We start from the raw sequence: 17,825 nt of genomic DNA, 5'->3' as shown, positions 1-17,825 counted from the left end.
TTACCCCGGGTTGTGCATGAACTCGATCCGGATGCCGTCGGCATCCTCGACGAACGAGGCGTAGTACGTCGGCGTGAACCGGGGGTACTCCTTGGGCTCCCGCACCGCCGTCCACCCCGCCCGCAGCGCCCGCTCGTGCATGTCGTCGACCTCGGCTCGCGATGCGACCGCGAACGCGAGGTGCTGCCACCCGACACGTCCGTGCCGGTGGGGACCGGATGCCGTGTCACGGGCGGGGAGCACGACGAATTCGGTCTCGCCCTCGGCGTACCACGACGCCCCGTTGCCGCCCTCGCTGCGCGAGAGGCCCAACGCGGTGAGGATCGGGTCGAACCGGGCGATGACGTCGTCGACCTCGGAGACGCTGACGCTGAGGTGATCGAAGAGGGGCATCCCCCCCCCCCCCCCCCCCCCCCATCCTGGCGGGCGGGGAATCCGCGGGCGTTCGCCTACGAAGCGGGCTTGCGGATGCCGAGGTCCGCGGTCAACCGCGCATGGTCGCTGCCGGTGCTCTCGGCGTCGCGCAGCTCCTCGATCTCGACGTCGGGGGTGACCAGGACGTGATCGAGGCGCAGCAGACGCGGGAGGACCCGATGTCCGACCGGCCAGGTGGCCCCCGATCCGCGCCCGACCGCGTCGAACGCGTCACGCAGGCGCCCGCGGACGAGGAGTCGGAACGGCCGATGATCGCCGGTCGCGTTGAAGTCGCCGACCAGCAGAAGGGGGCCGGTCTCGGCTTCGACCAACCGCGACAGGACCGTCAACTGCCGTCGCCATCGCCGCGCCTGCCCGACCGTCAGCGGTGCCACGGTGTGCACATTGACGATGCCGAGAGGTCCATGGGGAGTGGCGACGTCCGTGCGGAGCATCGGCGACCCGGCGACGTCGAGGACTTCGTGCGCGTGAACGGGGAAACGCGAGAACGTCGCGGCCCCGTGGAAATCCTCGGCCGGCGCCACCCGACGGTGCGGGTACGCGGACCACAGAGCCGACTGCTCGAGTGCGGCCGCGATCGCGGGCGTGACCTCTTGGACGGCGACGACGTCCGCGTCCTCGGCGACGAGCTCATCCGCCAGTCGTCGGATGTGCGGGTTCGTGCACAGCAGGTTGGCGGTGACGACGCGCAGACGCAGCGATTCCGGCGAGACCGGTCGGAGTTCGCGTCGCCCGAGAAGGCGCGCGCGCGAGGCGAGGTGAAGCGCAGCGAAGACTCCCGCGGCCACCACGAGAACGGGACGGCGCGCCACGAGTCCGAGCACGACGGCGGGATACGCCGCCGGCAGCACCGCACGCTCGAGACCACGCACCCCGATGGCCGGCGGCAGCGGTGCATCCGCGAAAAGCCGGGCACTCACCGTTCCGGCGAGGATGAAGATCAGCGCCCCACCGACACGAGCTGCCGTCAGACGGAGGACGGTCATTTCACGCCGTCGCCGAAGACGCGGCGGAGGACGTCGCGCAGCGCTTCGGAGCTGACCGGCTTGGTCAGCCGCGCCGACAGCCGCTGCGAATCCTCGACGGGGATGGCGGAGTACTCGATGATCCCGGTCAGGAGGACGAACTTCGTGGATGCCGTGTCACCCAGCACGTCGAGCAGTTCGGTCCCGGTGCCGGATGGCAGCTGAAAATCGGAGATGACGAGGTCGTAGGAACGCGCACGCAGACGCGAGGCCGCGTCGGGCACGTCGGCGGCGGCATCCGCCATCCATCCCTGCGCGCGGAGCATGTGCGTCAGCACGAGCCGGGTGACGGGGTCGTCGTCGACGACGAGGGCGTCGTTCATCTCTCCGCCTCGTCCGCGGCATCCCGCATCACGAAGATCTGATCGAACTGCGTGAGCCGGAACACGCGCATGGCGTCGTCGGAACGCGGTCGGATGAGCGTGACCGAACCGCCCACGAGGGCGCGGTCCCGGCGCGCGCGGGCCAGGACGGCCAGCCCGGCGCTGTCGACGAAGTCGACGTCGGTGAGGTCCACGGTCAGTCGTGAGGCGGCCGACACGCTCGCGTCCTCGAGAACGCGGCGCGCGCGGGGGGCCTCGACGGCGTCCAGGCGTCCGACGAGCGCGACGAGTGCGTAGACGCCGTCCACGTAGACCACGTCGATCCGCAGGGCCTGCGGCCCCGTCAGGTCGTCACCGGGCATCTTCTCCCCCGATCTCCATGCGCAGCTCCAGTTCGTTGGTGGTCCCGACCCGCCGATACGACATGGCGGCGAGGGAGCGGATGATGGTCAGTCCGTATCCGCGTTCTCGCAGCGGGTCGGCGGTGAGGACCGCGGCCCGCGCCGGGTCGAACGCCTCGCCCGGGTCGACGAGGCGGACCGTCAGCTGCGCCGGACTCAGCTCGAGGCTCAGCTCGATGGTCGCGTCCGCGGGCAGACCGGCGTGCTCGATGACGTTCATGCACGCCTCGTGGACGGCGAGCTCGGCGCGCGGGAGCACGGACGACGCGACCGCGGGGGTGAGCTCCGAGAACGATGCGGCCAGCCAGCCCCCGATCTGGCGCGTCGCCAAAGCGTCCGCCGCGAGGTGGAGGTGAGACCGGACCACCGGAATCACTCCGCTGCTCCCCGACGGCGGACCACCAGGAGGGTGGCATCGTCCGAGGCGGCCGCACCGCGGGCGAACTTCCGCACGGCGTCGAAGACCGCGTCTCCGAAATCGGCGGATCGCTGCTGCGACGCGTCAGCGCACACACCCGCGAAACGGTCGTAACCGAATTGCCGCCCGTCCGGATCGACCTGTTCGGCGAGGCCGTCCGACCCGATGACCAGGGCGTCGCCCGGCCCGAGCACCGACGTCCACACCCTCGGCACCCGTCCGCGGATGATGCCGAGCGGGGGGACACCCGCCGAAACCGTGTCGACCCCCTCGCCCACGCGCAGGAGCGGGGAGTGCCCGGCGTTGACGAGCGCGACCTCGCCCGAGGTCTCGTCGACGCTGCCGACGGCCAGGGTGATGAAGACGCCGACCTCGTCGAGGTGGTCGAACAGCTCGGTCTCGATGCGCTGGAACACCTCGACCACCGAATCCCCGGGCCGGTCGACAAAGGCGAGGCGGCACGCGGCGACGGCGCGGGTCATGAGCATCGCGGCCGGCAGTCCTTTGCCCGCGACGTCGCCCACCGCGAACCAGATGGCGCCCGCGGAACGCCCGAAGACGTAGAAGTCACCGCCGGTCACCGCCGCCGGCACCGTCCGCGCGTAGATGTCGACGCCCGAGGCGGCGGGCGGCTCGGTCGAGATGACGGACTGCGCCAGCACGGACGCGAGGTGGTGCTCTCGTTCGACCGCGGCGCGCTCGAACTCATGGCGGTGCAACTCCCGGAATGCGAGCATGACCCCGATGGTCGAGGTGATCGCCTCGATGAGAGGGATGTCGATCGTCGAGAACGGGCGACCGGGGTCTCGGAAGAAGGCGATGCGTTGATCGGACTCCCCCTCGGGGTCGAGCAGGCCCGTCACCCACTCGCCCGAGACCGCCGTCTGGATGCCGTCCTCCGATGCCGCGGCGAGCGACTCGCGCACGAGCGTCGCGTGCTCACGGGTGTCCGCACCGTCTCCGCGCACCATCGCCACCTCACCTCCCTCGAGGAAGAGGATCTGGCGAGAGGCGGTCAGGGCGAGAGCCCGGTCGAGCAGGAGTGAGAGGGTGTCGTCGGTGGCTGTGCCACGCAGATTGATCCGGGCGAGCGCCTCGACCGCCGACTGCCGATCCTGACTGGCGACCAGCGCCTCGGTGAGCGCCACCTGGGTCGTCTGCAACTCGGAGAGGGCGTCTCTGACGACGCGCTCGGCGAGGGCGATCCGATCCGCCGCACTCGGATCCGCCCCCTGGTTCGCCGCGGCCGAGAGTTCGTCGAGCGCCGCGTCGAGCGAACCGGACACGCCCGTCCGGGCTCGCGGGTCCGCCTCGTCGATCCTCATGATGGCCCGTCTCCCGAGGAGCGGATCGTGAAGACCTCGGCGATCGCGGTGATCTCGAGGATGACGCGGACGGCATCCGCGGGATCGACCAGCACCACCTCACCTCCGAGGGACCGGGCCTGCTTCTGCAGACGCACGAGTTCGGCGAGGGCCGTCGAGTCGAGGAAAGCCACCTGCGACAGATTCATGAGGATGACGGGATTCTCAGCCGTCACCAGCGGATGCACGACCGAGCGAAACCCCGGGGCCTCGTGGGCGTCGAATCGGCCGGCGAGGTGCGCGGTGCGACGAGACGGCTCGAGCTCGGTCCTGACGATCATCAGGGGGTCCTTTCGGGGGCGACGGGGAGGGAGGAGGCGTCGGTGCCGTGTCGCGGACGATACACGCCGCGCAGGTCGAGCACGCGGATGCGGACGAGATCGCCGAGGAACTGCAGGGCCACTTTCGCGGCATCCACCGTCGAACCGGGAGCGTCGTACCACTCGACCGGCTCCTCCGTGACACGGTAGCCGAGCTTGTGCGCGAGGTAGAGGACCTCGAGGTCGAACGAGAAGCCGTCGATGACCTGGGTCGAGAAGAGCCGGTGCGCGGCGGGTGCGGTGAACAGCTTGAAGCCGCACTGGGTGTCGGCGACGCCGATGCCGAACAGGCGGGACACGAGAAAGTGGAGTCCACCGCTCAGGATCCTGCGTCCGAGACTCTTGTTGCTGACCGCCGCTCCGGCGACCGCGCGGGATCCCACGACGACGTCGAACCCCTCGTCGAGCCGGCTCGCGAGTCGGTCGAACTGTTCGATCGGCGTCGATTGGTCGGCATCCGCGAAGAGGACCAGCGCGCCCCGTGCTGCGAGCACGCCGCGCCGCACGGCATCCCCCTTTCCGGTGTTCCGGGATGCCGTGAGCAGGCGGAGGTTCGCGAAGCGGAGGTCTCGCACGAGGGCGACGGTCGCGTCCGTCGACCCGTCGTCCGCCACGATCAGCTCCCAGGGTTCCCCCCGCGCGCTCATGTGGGTGGCGATCGCGCCGATCGTGGGGAGGATGCGCCACTCCTCGTTGTACGCGGGGATGACGACGGTCACGGCGGGCGCTTCGACGAGCGGTTCGGTGACCCACATCTTGTAGGCCCGATACGCCGAGACTTCCTCACTCATGATGTTCCTTCCTCGACGCTCTCTCTCGCGCAGTCGCGGGGGATGCGATGGCGTTGGCCGCGAGTGCGAGCAGCAACAGGACCATGGCCGCCCCCTGGGCGAGGATGAGCGACGCGATGTCGGAATGCCAGACGACCAGGAAGACGACCTGCACCGCCGCCGCGACCAGAAGAATCCGGGACGGCCGGGTGTCGGAACGCGAGAGGTGATAGCTGGCGACGAGATTGCCGATGGCGAAGAGGGTCGTCGTCAGCGCGTACCCCGCCAGGGGAACCGACAATCCCGCGTACGCCGGACCGAGGACCACGGCCAGAACCGGGCCGCCCCACAGGAACGCCCCACCCGCGCAGGCCAGGCCGATGGCCGTCACGATCACCGCGCCGTTGCGGAGGATGGGGGACGCGTCGTCCCCGGTGGCGTGTCGACGGACGGCGACGGGGAACACCACGGTCGCGACCGACCAGGCGAGGAAGAACACCGCTCGGCCGACCAGCGCGACCGCCGCATAGACACCGGCCTCCGCCGGCGGGAAGACCGCTTTGGAGATGAGGATGTCGCTGTTGTTCGCCAGGATCTGCCCCACGAGCAGGATCGACACCATTCCCGCGTACGCGCGCACCTCGCGCGGGTCGATGGTCCCCGCGGCCGCGTGCCCTCGCGGCCGGGCGACCGCGCTGACGACGGCGCACGTGACGACGAAGGACACGCTCAGGGCGACCGTCGCCCCGATGACACCGAACCCGGCCGACACCAACGCCACCCCGAGTCCGACGCGCGTGACCATCTCGACCACGAAGGACGTCGCCAGAGCGGGAAAGGCCAATCGCGCCTGCAGAGCGCCCCGCCCGACGGCCTGGACGAGCCAGAACGGCACCCCGGCCCCGAGGACCACGAACGGCCAGGGAGAGGCCGTGCGGAAGAGCTCGGACCACAGCGGTGCGCCCGCCGCCAGCACGACGGCGAGACCGATGCCCGCCCACAGGGCGAGACGGTAGAGGCGGCGCACCAGACCATCGGCGTCACCGGGGTACCCCGCGGCGTCCACGTGGGCGACGAACCGCGCGGCGACCATCTGCAGGCACAGTGCCACCGAGGTCAGGGTGAACAGCAGCGTCACCATGAGATTCGCGTCGGAGAACTCGGCGGGCGTCAGCACCCGCCCGAGATAGAGGTTGAGAGCGTAATTGCCCACGTTCGCCAGCAGCATCGCCCCCGCGAGCAGCGACCCGCCCGCGACCAGTCGGCGGCCGCCCACCGGCGCGGCCTGCACGCGCCGTTCCTCGGTCACGAACGCCTCCGCTCGAGAAGACGGTCGATGTGCGCGAGGTGCCACTGGACGACCTCGGACATCGGCACACCGCTCGCGGCGGCGAAGTTGCGCCGACCGATCATCTGCCGACGTTCGGGGTCGTCGAGCACGGTGGCGAGCGCGTCGGCCAGGCTCGTGACGTCTCCGGGCTCGAAGTAGACGCCCTGGAACCCCTCTTCCTCGATGACGTCGACGAGATCGCCGATCCGCGGCAGGACCGCGGCACGCCCGTACTCCCCCGCCTGATGGAGGACTCCCGAACTGCCCGTCGTCGAGGTGTACGGGAAAGCGACGACGGCCGCCGAGAGGAACAGTGGGGCGACGTCTTCCTCCGCGACGTAACCGGGCATCTCGATGCCCGGGACGTCGGCACACCGTCGGGCCGCCTCGGCCATGTACCCGGGCGAGTTGGGGCTGTCGGTGCCGGCCAGCACGAGTCGGAGGTCGTCGTAACCGCGGTCGAGCAGGAGGCGGTAGGCGTCGACGAGCAGGTCGACGGTCTTGTAGGTCCCCCATTTGCCGAACGCCATGATCGTGCGCCGGCCGGGCGGGATGCCGAAGGACGGGCGGGCGATCTCCTCGAAGCTCCCGTGCGGGGCGAGCACCGCGTTCGCGGCGCGGTAGCGATCGCGGAGGAACTCGACGTAGCGGGGGATGGTCAGCGCGACGATGTCGGCGCGGAGCAGGGCTCGCGTGAGGATGCGTCCCGCGAGAGTGAGCAGTCGGGCGCTCACGGCTGAGCGGGCGAATCCCGCGTCGCGCATGTCGACGTTGTCGGCCAGGTTGTGCAGGATCACGAGAGTCGGGAGGTGTCGCATCCTGAGTATCGCGGGGAGAAGCAGGCCGAGTGCCCCGGGCACGCGCCGGTCGCCGAAGGTGGCGAATTGCAGATTGAGGATGACGGCGTCGGGACGGGTGCGCCTGATCGCGCGCGTGATCCGTGGGACGGTGAGCAGATCGTTGAACGTCCAGCTCGGGACGAACGTGACGCGGTCGAGGGGCGCGGGCGCCCCCATCTCGGTCTGGTCGGCATACACGACGACATCGCTCACCTCTTCGAGGCGGCTCAAATGCCTCACCAGGTGGAAGCCGTACTCATTGAGGCTGTTGCGTCCCGGCGGGAACGCCGTGACCACGCCGATGCGTAGGCGCCGGCCGACGCCTGATGCCCCTGCTCCCCGTGCATCCACCATGGCTTCCCCCCCCACCGTGTGAGGTTGACCATACCGGGAACACGCAAGCCGTTGTCACCTTGTGACTCACCCGCCGGGCGAAATCGTTGACATCCTGGGAGCGCTCCTGCAACGTGGAGCCGTCGCGTCCGCTCGGGGGATCGTCGCGGCGGTCAGGGTGGAAGATGACGCGACGCAACCTCCTGGGGCGGGAGCCGGGGCGACGTCCCTTCGTGTGGACGGCGTTCGTCGGAGCCGCCGTCGTCCTCGTCGCCTACGCCGTCGCACTTGCGGTAGTCCCGGTCGGCGGGGTCGGCCTCGCGCTGCCGCGCATCCTGCTCGAGGCGATCGCCTGCGCCCTGGTCGTCCTTCGCGTCGTGCGCCTTCCCCACGAGCGCGTCGCGTGGTCGGCCATGGCGGCGGCGTTGGCCGCTCTCGTCGTCGCCGACGCGATCACGTCACTGACGACGGTGCCGGGCCAGACGCTGCGGTTCATCGCGCCCGCGGTCAATCTGCTCTTCTTTCTGGGGCTGCTGGTGAGTCTCGGCCTCGTCGTGCGCCACCGGTTCAGCCGACTGTCCCTCGTGACCTGGCTGGATGCGCTCATCAGCACCCTCGGCCTGCTCACCGTGGTGTTCTTCTTCACCGCGCAGGCGGGGGTGACACAGCAGGCCGCGCTGTTGAGCCTGGCCTACCTCGTCCCCTCGCTGCTGTACCTCAGCGTGCTCGTCGCGCTGCTCGCCGCGCTGAACCGCCGCCCGTCGGCGGCCTGGTGGCTGAGCCTGGCCGCGGCGGTCCTGCTGTTCATCACCGGCCTGGCGGTCGGACCGGCGGTGGCCCTCGGGCAACCGCGGCCGCCCTCGCCCGTGGACGCACTGTGGCCCGCGGCGGCCCTGCTGCTCGCGATGAGTTCCTGGTCTCCTCCGGCCAACCGATCCACCTCTAACGGGGCACTCCGCGTCGTCGTCTTCGTCCCGGCCCTCTTCACCACCGGTGCTCTTGCGATCCTCGTCGTCAACGAGATCGACGCCGGGGGCGGGCTCATCGAGTTCCTCGCGTTCGCGACGCTGGGAGCGGGGATCGTGCGCCTGCTCGTCTCGGTCGTGGAGGCCGAGAGACTCCGGCGGCGCGAGCGAGAGCTGAGCTCGAGCGTCGAACGCGCGCGGGACGCGGCGCTGAGCGCCACGACCGCGAAGAGTCGATTCCTGGCGACGATGAGCCACGAGATGCGCACCCCCCTCAACTCGATCCTCGGGATGAACGAGCTGCTCGCCAGCACCGATCTCGATCCGGCGCAGCGCGATTACGTCGACCGCGCCATGGCGAGCGGGGCGCTGCTTCTCGACGTCGTCACCGACATCCTCGACTTCTCCAAGATCGAGGCGGGCGCGATCGATCTGGTGCATGCACCCTTCGACCTCCGGCGCCTGGTGACCTCGACGGTGACCGTGCTCTCCTTCGCCGCCGAGAGCAAAGGCCTCACCGTCCGCGCCCTCGTGGACGACAGCGTCCCCGACTTCGTCATGGGCGACGCGACGCGCCTGCGCCAGGTGCTCGTCAACCTGCTCGGCAATGCGGTGAAATTCACATCGGCGGGCGACGTGACGATCCGCGTGTCGCCGGGATCGGACCCGGATGCCGTGCTGTTCGAGGTGAGCGACACGGGAATGGGCATCACCGAGGACGCCCGGGAACGCATCTTCGAGCCCTTCACGCAGGCGGACGAGTCCACCACGCGCACCCACGGCGGAACCGGTCTGGGGCTCTCCATCTGCGATGCCCTCGTCCGAATGATGGGCGGGGTCATCGTCGTCGACAGCGAGGTGGGCCGTGGGAGCCGCTTCTCGTTCCAGATCGCGCTCGCACACGCGGAACCGCCTGCCCGGTCCGGACGCACGGTGGTCCGCGTCGGACGTGAGCGCTCGGTGTCGGAGTCCCCCGGCGACCACGTCAGCGTCGTCGCCCCGTCACCGGCGACCACGGGGCCGACGAGCTCACCGGTCACGTCGGGGCTGACGAGCTCACCGGTCACGTCGGCGGCGGCGAGTTCACGCGCGCTCGGACCGTTGCACGTCCTCGTGGCCGAGGACAACCCCACCCTGCAGGTGCTCTCCACGCAGATCCTGGCCCGCCTCGGTCACCGCGCGGCCGTGGCATCGAACGGCACCGAGGCGCTCACAGCGGTCCAGCGGGAGGCATTCGACATCGTGCTCATGGACGTGCACATGCCCGTGCTCGACGGACTCGAGGCGACGCGCCGAATCCGCGACGCGGGTGACGCCCTCGCGCAGCCCTACATCATCGCCCTCACGGCGGGTGCGACGGAGCAGGACCGCGAGGAGTGTCTGGAGGCGGGGATGAACGGCTATGTCACGAAGCCGTTCACCATGAAGGACATCCGGTACGCCTTCGAGACGGCCGAGTTGCACGCCCCGTCCGCGGAATCGGTGCCGTCCGTGCATCGTTTCGCGTTGCTGAACGACCTCGGCCCCGAGGTCAAGGCCGACGTCTTGCGGACATTCCTGGAGCGCAGCGTCGAGGACGTGCAGGCGATCGCCGACGCGGTCCGCCGAGGGGAAGCCGACGAAGCGCGATCGCTCGCACACCGGCTGCGGGGAGCGAGTCTGGCGTTGGGTGCCTCCGACCTCGCGCAGGCGTGCGCCCGCATCGAGCAGGGCTCCGACGAACAGGCCCTCGACCCGCGCCGGGCCGATGCCGTCCGCGACGGTGCGGCGCGCGTCGCGGCGGACGCCGAGAGGGAGCTCCGTGCCCTTTCGGAGCGCTGAGCGCGAGGCTCCGCCGCCGAGTGGCCGAACGGACGCGGCCGCACAGGTGACGGTCGACCCTGCCCGTCCGCAGCGGGCCCGGAGTCTGTCGACACGGACGATCGCCCTCACCGTCGGCATCGTCTACTTCGTCGGTTCGCTGATCATCTTCCGCGACGTGCTCTTCGCGATCCCCTCCGTCCTCCGCGGCGACGCGGTCATCGCGGGTGACGAGCTGGTGCCGTTCTTCAATTGGCACAGCCAGCTCCTCGACCAGGCGGCGGGACAGTTCAACGAACTCGTCAACGGGTACGAGTTCCGCGTGCGATACGCGTTCCTGACGACGTGGTTGCGGTACTACGCCGTCCTTCCGTTCGCGATCCTCCTCGTCATCCCCGCCCTCTTCTGGGCCGCCTATCTGACGGTGGCGCGGTTCATCGACAGGGTCTTCACGTCGCTGTCGTCGCAGGCGATCTACCTCGCCACGTTCTTCCCGGTCTCGTTGATCTACCTGATCATGGTCTACGCCAAGATCACGCACTTCTACACCCTCGTGCTCGGTCTCGTCCTGCTGACGATCTCGTCGCTGTGGATGCTGTACGCGCTTCTCTTCGCCGGTCGTAAGTGGAAGCGGAGGATGGTGATCGCGGCGGTGGCGACGCTCTTCAACCCCGCGATCCATTACCTCGTCCTCTTCACGCTGTTCTTCGCCCTGACGATCGTGACGCTTCTTCTCGGCGAGGTCGGCAAGTGGATCCGGTCCGGTGGACCGGCCCGCCTGCATCGCCTTCTCGGACGGGCACGTCGGCTCGTCCGCGGCCCCGGCCGGTGGGGACGCCTTCGCGCGGGCCTCGACCGGTGGTCGACGACGACCAGCGGTCGCATCGCGTGGTCGGTCGTGATCTACGCTCTCATTACCCTCATCCCCTACGCGCTGTTCGTGAAGTACGTCGCCCTGGCCGGGGTGTCGAACCTCTCGGACACCGTGCCGGGCGACTTCTACTTCATCCAGGATGCGTCGGTCTCCTGGCTCCACGAGCTGTCGTGGGATCTCGCGGGGATCACCGACAAGATCCTCTTCGGCGACTACCTCGCGAAGGTGCCGCGGTACCCCGACGCGGTGTACACGCTGCTGCTGTTCGTTCCCCTGGTCGTGCCGGGCGTGCGCCGCCGACTCTTCCGGACGCGCCCTCACCGCCAGCTGCTCGGGGTGCTCATCGTCACGATCGTCTTCGCGCTGTGGGCGACGATCGGCTACGGCGAGCCCCTGTGGTTCCCGACCTTCCACCGCACCCTGGCCGCCCTGGCGATCACCGCCAACGACAGTCATTCGGCGATCGGCAACCTCGTGGTGACCGCCGCCGGCACCGTCGTACAGATCTTGCGCTTCCCGCACCGGTTCCAGCTCATCCTGTTCATGCTCGCGCCCCTGGTGATGTCGCTCACGCTCGCGCTACTCATCGACGTGGTGAGCGGACGGTGGCTGGCACCCGGCCGCCGGCGCAGCGGAAAGGTCGTCGCCCCGCCGCCTCCGCGACCGAAGCGAGCGGATGCCGTGCGCGTACGCGCCCGCAGCGAGCTGCTCGTCGCGGTGCTGGCGGCGGCGTGCATCGGGGCGGTGTTCTTCACTCCGTTCTGGTCGAACGACCCGTACCGATCGGTCTTCGGCTCGGGCAACATGGCCGGTTTCCTGGCGCCGTTCCCCCTGCACGACCTGCAACAGCTCAAGCAGGAGCTGAACACCCTGCCCGAGGGCAAGACCGTCGTCCTCCCGCCCACCGAGACCGCCAAGCTCGTCCAGGACAGCAACGGCGTCGACCACAAGTTCATCGACAAGTTCTTCATCTATTACCTCGACAAGCCCAGCTACTACTACGGGCTCACCGGTGACGTGAAGAACAAGTTCGACTTCTTCCTCATCCTGCGCGGCCTCTACTACCAGCAGGACTGGTGGATCAACGTCGCCCGCGACATCCAGATCAAATATGTCGTCGTCAATCGCAAGATCCATTCGAACAACGGCGTCGGCGCCGAGTATCTGCCGAACGTCGAGAGCTATGTCGAGCCCGGTCTCGCCCGCCTCAAGGGCGACGTCGAGCTCCGCTTCGAGAACGACAGCTACGCGCTCTACGAGATCACGGACCAGCCGCGCCCCGACCGCGAGACGATCCTGGTGGATTCCAGCTGGCAGACCTACCTCGACCTCGTCTTTAACCGGCGCAATCTCAGCCGCTGCTACACCTTCGAATACACGCCGTACTACGACCCGACCGCCCTCGCGCCCGACACGCGCATCCACCTCCTGAGCGACGACGAATCCACCTCGGCCCTCGATCTCTGGCTGCTCGACCATCCCGACGCGATCTCGGGTCCCGACACCCGGATGTTCGCATTCAACCCCGACGTCGTGGCATCCAATTACTATCTGTCGCCGATGTTCCGGTCGTTCCTGCTGTTCTCGAACACCAAGTGGAATCGCACGGGGATGATCACGCCCGGTGTCTTCGGCACCCTGCGGGGGTCGTTCATCGGCCTGCCACGCGCGACCGAGATCAGCGTGCCCGTGAAAGTGACCCAGCCGGGCCGATACCGGGTGCTCATGCGCTCGGCTAACACGGCGAACACCCTCCACCTGTCGTCGGCGTCGCTGTCGTACGACCAGTCGTTCGAACTGCGCTCGCCCGCGGACAACGTCAAGCTCTTCCCCGTCGACGACGTCTACAAGCCGGGACGGGTGGCCGCGGACACGTCCGACATGTCCGTCGCCGATCTCGAACGGCAGATCCCCGACCAGCTCGTCCCGGTGAATTCAGGATTCAGTTTTCAGGACCTCGGGGTCGTGGATGCCGAGGCCGGCACCCACACGTTCGCGATCGACAAGACCGACACCAATCCGATGCTCTTCGAGGGCCTCATGCTGGTGCCCGAGGACACGTACCAGTCCCTGGCCCTCCCCTCGAACGTCGAGCGGATCACCGACCCGAACGCCCTGGAGTGCTCGGAGCGCACCGTCAGCGCCGGCGGCAAGGACGGTTACGTGGACCCGGCCGCCAACCCGGCGCACGCGAACCTGACCCAGGACCAGCTGCTCAACCTCGCCGCGGCCGACGTCACCGACCTCGCGCCACCGAACGGCGGGGTCGTCGGGTCGAGCTGGGTCGGCGTGGGACTCACCGTCGCCCTCATCGCGGGCAGCCTCGTGGTCGTGCGGTGGCGGGCGCGGTTGCATCCCGACGACGAAGACGACGATGACGATCACGATGACGACGACGACCCGACCGACGACCCCCCACCCCAGGAGCCTCGAACATGACCGCACCCTCCCGCCGCATCGTCTTCCTCGGCACGCACGGGCAATACAACATCGGCGACGAGCTGCTCCTGGAGACCTTCCTCACGCAGCTCGGGTCGCAGCACCGGTACCTCGTGAACAGCTACGACCCCGCCTTCACCCGCGCGCAGCTGCGCCCCCGCTTCGACGTCGAGGTCATCGACACGGGCGCTGACCGGCTGCGGATGCTGCGCGCGCTGCGCAGCGCCGACCTGCTCGTGTTCGGCGGCGGGTCGATCATCAAGGAGCTCTACGCGTCGACGGGACGCAACCCGTACTCCACGCTCGCGATGATCCTCGGCGTCGTGACCTTCGCGCGCCGTATCGCCCGCAAACCGGTGGCGATGCTCAACATCGGTGTCGGTCCGCTCCGCACGCGCACGGGTCTGTGGCTCGCGCGGCGCATCCTGTCGCAGGTCGACCTCGTCACGGTGCGCGACCAGAAGTCACTCGACACGTGCCGTGGGCTCGGGATCGACGCGATCCTCGTGCCGGATGCCGTGTTCTCCGCCGACGACGCGTTCCTGCTTCAGCCCGCCGACGACAGCGCCGCGCCGCGCACGGAGGGCCCGGTGCGCGTCGCGCTCAACCTCAACTTCGACATCGAGAACCCCGAGGCGTGGGAGCCGTTCCTCGACCGCCTCGCCGAGGCCCTGGAGGGCGTCCACTCGCGGCATCCGCTCGAGGTGCACGCTCTGCCGATGCAGATCGGCTTCAAGCAGCACGACGACGTCGACGTGCTCGACGACCTCGCCCGCCGCCTGACGACCGTGCCGTTCGTTCGCCACGAGCCGCGCACGCACGCGGACGCCGCGCGCCTCATCCGCGACAGCGACCTCCTGGTGAGCGAGCGCCTGCACGCCATCGTCATGGCATCCATCCTCGGGGTGCCCTCGTTCGTCCTCGCCTACGACGTGAAGGTGCGCGAACTCGCCAAGACCCTGGGGATCGCCGAGCGGACGATCGACATCAACGATCCCTTCGACGTGTCGACTCTCGTCGACGGGCTGATCGACCTGATCGCGCACCGCGAAGAGGTCTCGGCGCACGTGCGTTCGCGCAGCGCCGCGTTACGTGAGACGGCACGACGGAGCTTCGAGGAGGCGCGGAGCTGGGCGACGGGTCGATGACCGACCTCGGGCGAGCGCGCCCGATGATTCCTGCGCGACGCCGCTAGATCCACCCCCGCTCCCGCGCGTGGATCGTCGCCTGCTGCCGGCTCGCGAGCCCCAGCTTGCCGAGCACGGACGAGACGTGGTTGCGCACCGTCCCCGCCGACAGGTGGAGGGATGCCGCGATCTCGGCCACCGTCTCGCCCCGCGCCCCCGCGCGCAGCACGTCGAGCTCGCGGTCGGTGAGCGGGCTGCGTTCGTCGCTCAGGGCGTCGGCGGCGATCTCGGGGTCGACGTACCGACGTCCGGCGGCGACCTCGCGGATCACCGCGGCCACGTCATCCGCCGGTCGGGACTTCGGCAGGAACCCGTCGACCCCGGCACCGAGCGCGCGCCGCAGCACCCCGGGCCGTGCGTGCCGGGTGACGATCACGCAGCGCGATGGGACGCGGCGCAGGATGCGCGCGGCGGTGTCCACCCCGTCGAGACCGGGCATCTCGAGATCGAGCAGGCACACGTCGGGGCGCAGGCGCTCGGCCTCCGCGAGCGCACTCTCGCCGTCGCGGCATTCGGCCACCACCTCGAGATCGTCCTCGAGCCGGAGGAGGGCGGCGAGGGCCGTGCGGATCATGTCCTCGTCGTCGGCGATGAGCACGCGGATCATGCGGGGTCCCCCTCGGGCACGCGGACGGTCAGTCGAAAGAGGTCGCCGGGGCGGGTGGCATCCATCGTCCCTCCGACCGCTCCGACGCGCTCGGCGATCCCCGCCAGCCCGGCGCCGTCGCCCACCGGCGACGACGCGCCGCGGGCGTCGTTCTCGACGACGAGCACCCACGCCCCCTCGTGGCGGGCGAGAGAGAGGGATGCCGACACCCCGCCGCCGTGCTTGAGCACATTCGTCGTGGACTCGCGGACGACCGGCCCGAGCACGTCCGCGGGGGCGTCGACGGCCTCGGTGTCGACGAGCAGATCGACGGTCAGGCCGGCGGCGCGCAGCAGGTCGGCGGCGTTGGCGAGTTCGTCGGGGAGGGGAACTCCACGGAACCGCGCGGCCAGATCCCGCGTGCCGCGCCGTGCCTCGTCGACGCTCGCGCGAGCCGCGCGCACCTGTTCGACGGCGGCATCCGGGTCGCGCCCCATCATCTTCTCGGCGAGCTCGAGCTGCAGGGCGACCACCTGCAGATGGTGTCCCTGCAGATCATGCAGGTCGCTCGCGAGCCGCAGGCGCTCCTGCGCGGCGGCGAGGCGCCCCTCGGCGCGGCGGGCGCGGTCGAGTTCGCGCACGATGTCCCACCACCACAGCGACGTCGCGGTCAGCGCCGGAAGGAGGGCGACGAAGAAGGGCAGCGTGAAGACGCCGATGTACCCCTCCGGATTCATCCGGGTCGCCTCGACGAACCACACCACGACGATGACCGCGATCGACAGCACGGCCAGTCGCATTCGCACCCCGCCGTGCCACCGCACGAGGCACAGCGTCTGCGCGGCGAAGCCGACACCGAGCAGCCACGACCCCGCCGACACGCCCATCGCCGCCGCCGCCGCGACACCGAGGGCGATGAGGGGCCACACGGACCGGCGCGCGGCACGGTCGCCGTCGTCGAGGGGCTCCCGCCGATAGCACACGAGCAGGAGGACCGCGGATGCCACCGACCCGGCGACCCCGATGAGATTCAGCACGAGGGCGGCCGGGGTGCCGCCGACGGCCACCGCGAACGACCAGATGAACGCCGCGAAGACGTGGAGGAACACGATCGACGAGGCCGTGTACCACCATGTCACGCGCACGTCGCGGGCGTAGGCGGCGGAGGAGGAGCTCACCCCGGCCACTGTACGGGCGTGACATTCGTCATGGGTGGGGGCTGAACCGCCGCCCCGGGGGTTCGGCGGGCCCGGCCACGCCGATGACGTTCGGATCCGCCGCAGGACTTCGATCCCGCCTCCCGGCCGGCGGCTCGGTGACTCATCGCTCTCGCATAGCTGTTCTTGGCGCCGGATAGGGCCCGGCTCAGGCGCAGAGAGGGCGCGGCGTCTTACCTGAGGTCATGCACCCCGCAGACCGCTCCCCCGGGACCGACACCGCATCCCCCGACGGCACGACGAAGGAGGCCGTCGAGACCGCATCTCACCCGCGCGTGGCCCGGCGCACGTTCCTCACGGCCGGGCTCGTCGTCGTCCTCGGTGCGGGCGGCGCCGCGTGGTGGGCCGCCGACCGCTTCCTCATCCCCCACGTCGAGGTGACCGACGTCGCCGCCTACGAGGCCGAGCATTCGAGCGTCTCGACCACCACCGACGTCGCTTCCACCCCCACCGTCACCGACTCCACCTTCGACGACGGTTCCACGTCGGTGACGCTGGCGAGCGTGACGACCGGCACGGGCTCGAACGCGGTCACCTACTACGTCGCCGACGTCATCCTCAGCGATGCCACCGCGCTGCGCTCCGCGTTCGCGAACAACCAGTTCGGCGAGAACATCACGCAGACCACGAGCGAGATCGCGAAGGCCAACGACGCGATCTTCGCGATCAACGGCGACTACTACGGCTTCCGCTCCACGGGCATCGAGATCCGCAACGGCGTCATCTATCGCGACGAGGGCGCGCGCGAGGGGCTCGCCCTCTCCACCGACGGGCACGTCGAGGTGTACGACGAGACGCAGACCACGGCGGCCGAGCTGCTGGCATCCGGGGTCTGGAACACCCTCAGCTTCGGTCCCACGATCGTCGAGGACGGCCAGGTCGTCGACGGAATCGACGAGGTCGAGGTCGACACGAACGTCGGCAACCATTCGATCCAGGGCGACCAGCCGCGCACCGCGGTCGGCGTGGTCGGGGACAACCACCTCGTCTTCGTGGTGGTCGACGGCCGCCAGGAGGGATACAGCGCGGGCGTGACACTGCCCGCGTTGGCCGACATCATGCTCTCGCTCGGGGCGACCACCGCCTACAACCTCGACGGCGGCGGATCATCGACGATGTACTTCAACGGCCGGGTCGTGAACTCGCCCTCCAACGGCGGCGAGCGCGGCACGAGCGACATCCTCTACGTGGCGGGCTGA

General features: G+C 69.7%; 16 protein-coding genes. 4 read left to right on the top strand and 12 right to left on the bottom strand.

The genetic code is table 11. The features are described from left to right. Genes ACIPVB_RS05550 through ACIPVB_RS05505 form a run of 10 tightly spaced genes read right to left on the bottom strand, consistent with a single transcriptional unit; the run spans position 1 to position 7,579 of the window. Positions 1-393, bottom strand: coding sequence for a VOC family protein (locus ACIPVB_RS05550; protein WP_400367520.1), 393 nt, complete (start codon positions 391-393; stop codon positions 1-3). Between the two features lie 56 nt (positions 394-449). Further along, a complete protein-coding gene (locus tag ACIPVB_RS05545) occupies positions 450-1,421 on the bottom strand; it encodes an endonuclease/exonuclease/phosphatase family protein (protein WP_400367519.1) in 972 nt (323 codons plus the stop codon). Further along, complete coding sequence (locus ACIPVB_RS05540) at positions 1,418-1,783, bottom strand: response regulator (RefSeq protein WP_400367518.1); 366 nt, start codon at positions 1,781-1,783, stop codon at positions 1,418-1,420. Before ACIPVB_RS05540 ends, ACIPVB_RS05545 begins: the two co-directional genes overlap by 4 nt. After that, positions 1,780-2,145 carry an STAS domain-containing protein gene (locus ACIPVB_RS05535; RefSeq protein ID WP_400367517.1) on the bottom strand — a complete coding sequence of 122 codons (366 nt, stop codon included), beginning with the start codon at positions 2,143-2,145 and terminating at the stop codon, positions 1,780-1,782. The genes ACIPVB_RS05540 and ACIPVB_RS05535 overlap by 4 nt, the downstream gene beginning before the upstream one ends. Continuing rightward, the gene (locus ACIPVB_RS05530) at positions 2,135-2,515 is read right to left on the bottom strand and encodes an ATP-binding protein (RefSeq protein WP_400367516.1); all 381 of its coding nucleotides are present in this window, start codon (positions 2,513-2,515) and stop codon (positions 2,135-2,137) included. Before ACIPVB_RS05530 ends, ACIPVB_RS05535 begins: the two co-directional genes overlap by 11 nt. Positions 2,516-2,556: 41 nt before the next feature. Beyond that, positions 2,557-3,927: a PP2C family protein-serine/threonine phosphatase gene (locus ACIPVB_RS05525; RefSeq protein WP_400367515.1), complete on the bottom strand. Its 1,371-nt coding sequence runs from the start codon at positions 3,925-3,927 to the stop codon at positions 2,557-2,559. Continuing rightward, on the bottom strand, positions 3,924-4,247 hold the full coding sequence (locus ACIPVB_RS05520; protein ID WP_400367514.1) for an STAS domain-containing protein: 324 nt from the start codon (positions 4,245-4,247) through the stop codon (positions 3,924-3,926). Before ACIPVB_RS05520 ends, ACIPVB_RS05525 begins: the two co-directional genes overlap by 4 nt. Then, complete coding sequence (locus tag ACIPVB_RS05515; protein WP_400367513.1) at positions 4,247-5,077, bottom strand: dolichyl-phosphate beta-glucosyltransferase; 831 nt, start codon at positions 5,075-5,077, stop codon at positions 4,247-4,249. The genes ACIPVB_RS05520 and ACIPVB_RS05515 overlap by 1 nt, the downstream gene beginning before the upstream one ends. Further along, positions 5,070-6,365, bottom strand: coding sequence for an oligosaccharide flippase family protein (locus ACIPVB_RS05510; RefSeq protein ID WP_400367512.1), 1,296 nt, complete (start codon positions 6,363-6,365; stop codon positions 5,070-5,072). Before ACIPVB_RS05510 ends, ACIPVB_RS05515 begins: the two co-directional genes overlap by 8 nt. Then, positions 6,362-7,579, bottom strand: coding sequence for a glycosyltransferase (locus tag ACIPVB_RS05505; protein WP_400367511.1), 1,218 nt, complete (start codon positions 7,577-7,579; stop codon positions 6,362-6,364). Before ACIPVB_RS05505 ends, ACIPVB_RS05510 begins: the two co-directional genes overlap by 4 nt. A gap of 164 nt (positions 7,580-7,743) precedes the next feature. On the opposite strand from ACIPVB_RS05505, the gene ACIPVB_RS05500 reads away from it, so the two are divergent. From ACIPVB_RS05500 to ACIPVB_RS05490, 3 genes are read left to right on the top strand one after another with little or no spacing between them, the layout of a single operon-like run. Beyond that, on the top strand, positions 7,744-10,344 hold the full coding sequence (locus tag ACIPVB_RS05500; protein ID WP_400367510.1) for an ATP-binding protein: 2,601 nt from the start codon (positions 7,744-7,746) through the stop codon (positions 10,342-10,344). A 46-nt stretch (positions 10,345-10,390) separates the two neighbouring features. Next, positions 10,391-13,636: a hypothetical protein gene (locus ACIPVB_RS05495; protein WP_400367509.1), complete on the top strand. Its 3,246-nt coding sequence runs from the start codon at positions 10,391-10,393 to the stop codon at positions 13,634-13,636. Beyond that, a complete protein-coding gene (locus ACIPVB_RS05490; RefSeq protein WP_400367508.1) occupies positions 13,633-14,784 on the top strand; it encodes a polysaccharide pyruvyl transferase family protein in 1,152 nt (383 codons plus the stop codon). The genes ACIPVB_RS05495 and ACIPVB_RS05490 overlap by 4 nt, the downstream gene beginning before the upstream one ends. Positions 14,785-14,827: 43 nt before the next feature. Here ACIPVB_RS05490 and ACIPVB_RS05485 read toward each other — a convergent pair whose 3' ends face one another. Next, positions 14,828-15,430 (bottom strand): response regulator transcription factor, encoded by a 603-nt coding sequence (locus tag ACIPVB_RS05485; protein ID WP_134124874.1) that lies wholly within the window; start codon positions 15,428-15,430, stop codon positions 14,828-14,830. Beyond that, complete coding sequence (locus ACIPVB_RS05480; protein ID WP_400367507.1) at positions 15,427-16,587, bottom strand: sensor histidine kinase; 1,161 nt, start codon at positions 16,585-16,587, stop codon at positions 15,427-15,429. Before ACIPVB_RS05480 ends, ACIPVB_RS05485 begins: the two co-directional genes overlap by 4 nt. A 224-nt stretch (positions 16,588-16,811) precedes the next feature. On the opposite strand from ACIPVB_RS05480, the gene ACIPVB_RS05475 reads away from it, so the two are divergent. Further along, positions 16,812-17,825, top strand: a complete 1,014-nt coding sequence (locus tag ACIPVB_RS05475) for a phosphodiester glycosidase family protein (protein WP_400367506.1) — start codon at positions 16,812-16,814, stop codon at positions 17,823-17,825.

Source organism: Microbacterium sp. NPDC090007, assembly GCF_044748345.1.
Classification (GTDB): Bacteria; Actinomycetota; Actinomycetes; order Actinomycetales; family Microbacteriaceae; genus Microbacterium.
This window is presented reverse-complemented; position numbering and strand designations above follow the sequence as displayed.

What these genes read in the sequence shown, in the direction of transcription:
- ACIPVB_RS05520 (WP_400367514.1), bottom strand. Translation starts at nt 4,247, where the DNA reads ATGATCGTCAGGACCGAGCTCGAGCCGTCTCGTCGCACCGCGCACCTC.
- ACIPVB_RS05485 (WP_134124874.1), bottom strand. Translation starts at nt 15,430, where the DNA reads ATGATCCGCGTGCTCATCGCCGACGACGAGGACATGATCCGCACGGCC.
- ACIPVB_RS05505 (WP_400367511.1), bottom strand. Translation starts at nt 7,579, where the DNA reads ATGGTGGATGCACGGGGAGCAGGGGCATCAGGCGTCGGCCGGCGCCTA.
- ACIPVB_RS05535 (WP_400367517.1), bottom strand. Translation starts at nt 2,145, where the DNA reads ATGCCCGGTGACGACCTGACGGGGCCGCAGGCCCTGCGGATCGACGTG.
- ACIPVB_RS05515 (WP_400367513.1), bottom strand. Translation starts at nt 5,077, where the DNA reads ATGAGTGAGGAAGTCTCGGCGTATCGGGCCTACAAGATGTGGGTCACC.
- ACIPVB_RS05475 (WP_400367506.1), top strand. Translation starts at nt 16,812, where the DNA reads ATGCACCCCGCAGACCGCTCCCCCGGGACCGACACCGCATCCCCCGAC.
- ACIPVB_RS05500 (WP_400367510.1), top strand. Translation starts at nt 7,744, where the DNA reads ATGACGCGACGCAACCTCCTGGGGCGGGAGCCGGGGCGACGTCCCTTC.
- ACIPVB_RS05525 (WP_400367515.1), bottom strand. Translation starts at nt 3,927, where the DNA reads ATGAGGATCGACGAGGCGGACCCGCGAGCCCGGACGGGCGTGTCCGGT.
- ACIPVB_RS05490 (WP_400367508.1), top strand. Translation starts at nt 13,633, where the DNA reads ATGACCGCACCCTCCCGCCGCATCGTCTTCCTCGGCACGCACGGGCAA.
- ACIPVB_RS05550 (WP_400367520.1), bottom strand. Translation starts at nt 393, where the DNA reads ATGCCCCTCTTCGATCACCTCAGCGTCAGCGTCTCCGAGGTCGACGAC.
- ACIPVB_RS05545 (WP_400367519.1), bottom strand. Translation starts at nt 1,421, where the DNA reads ATGACCGTCCTCCGTCTGACGGCAGCTCGTGTCGGTGGGGCGCTGATC.
- ACIPVB_RS05540 (WP_400367518.1), bottom strand. Translation starts at nt 1,783, where the DNA reads ATGAACGACGCCCTCGTCGTCGACGACGACCCCGTCACCCGGCTCGTG.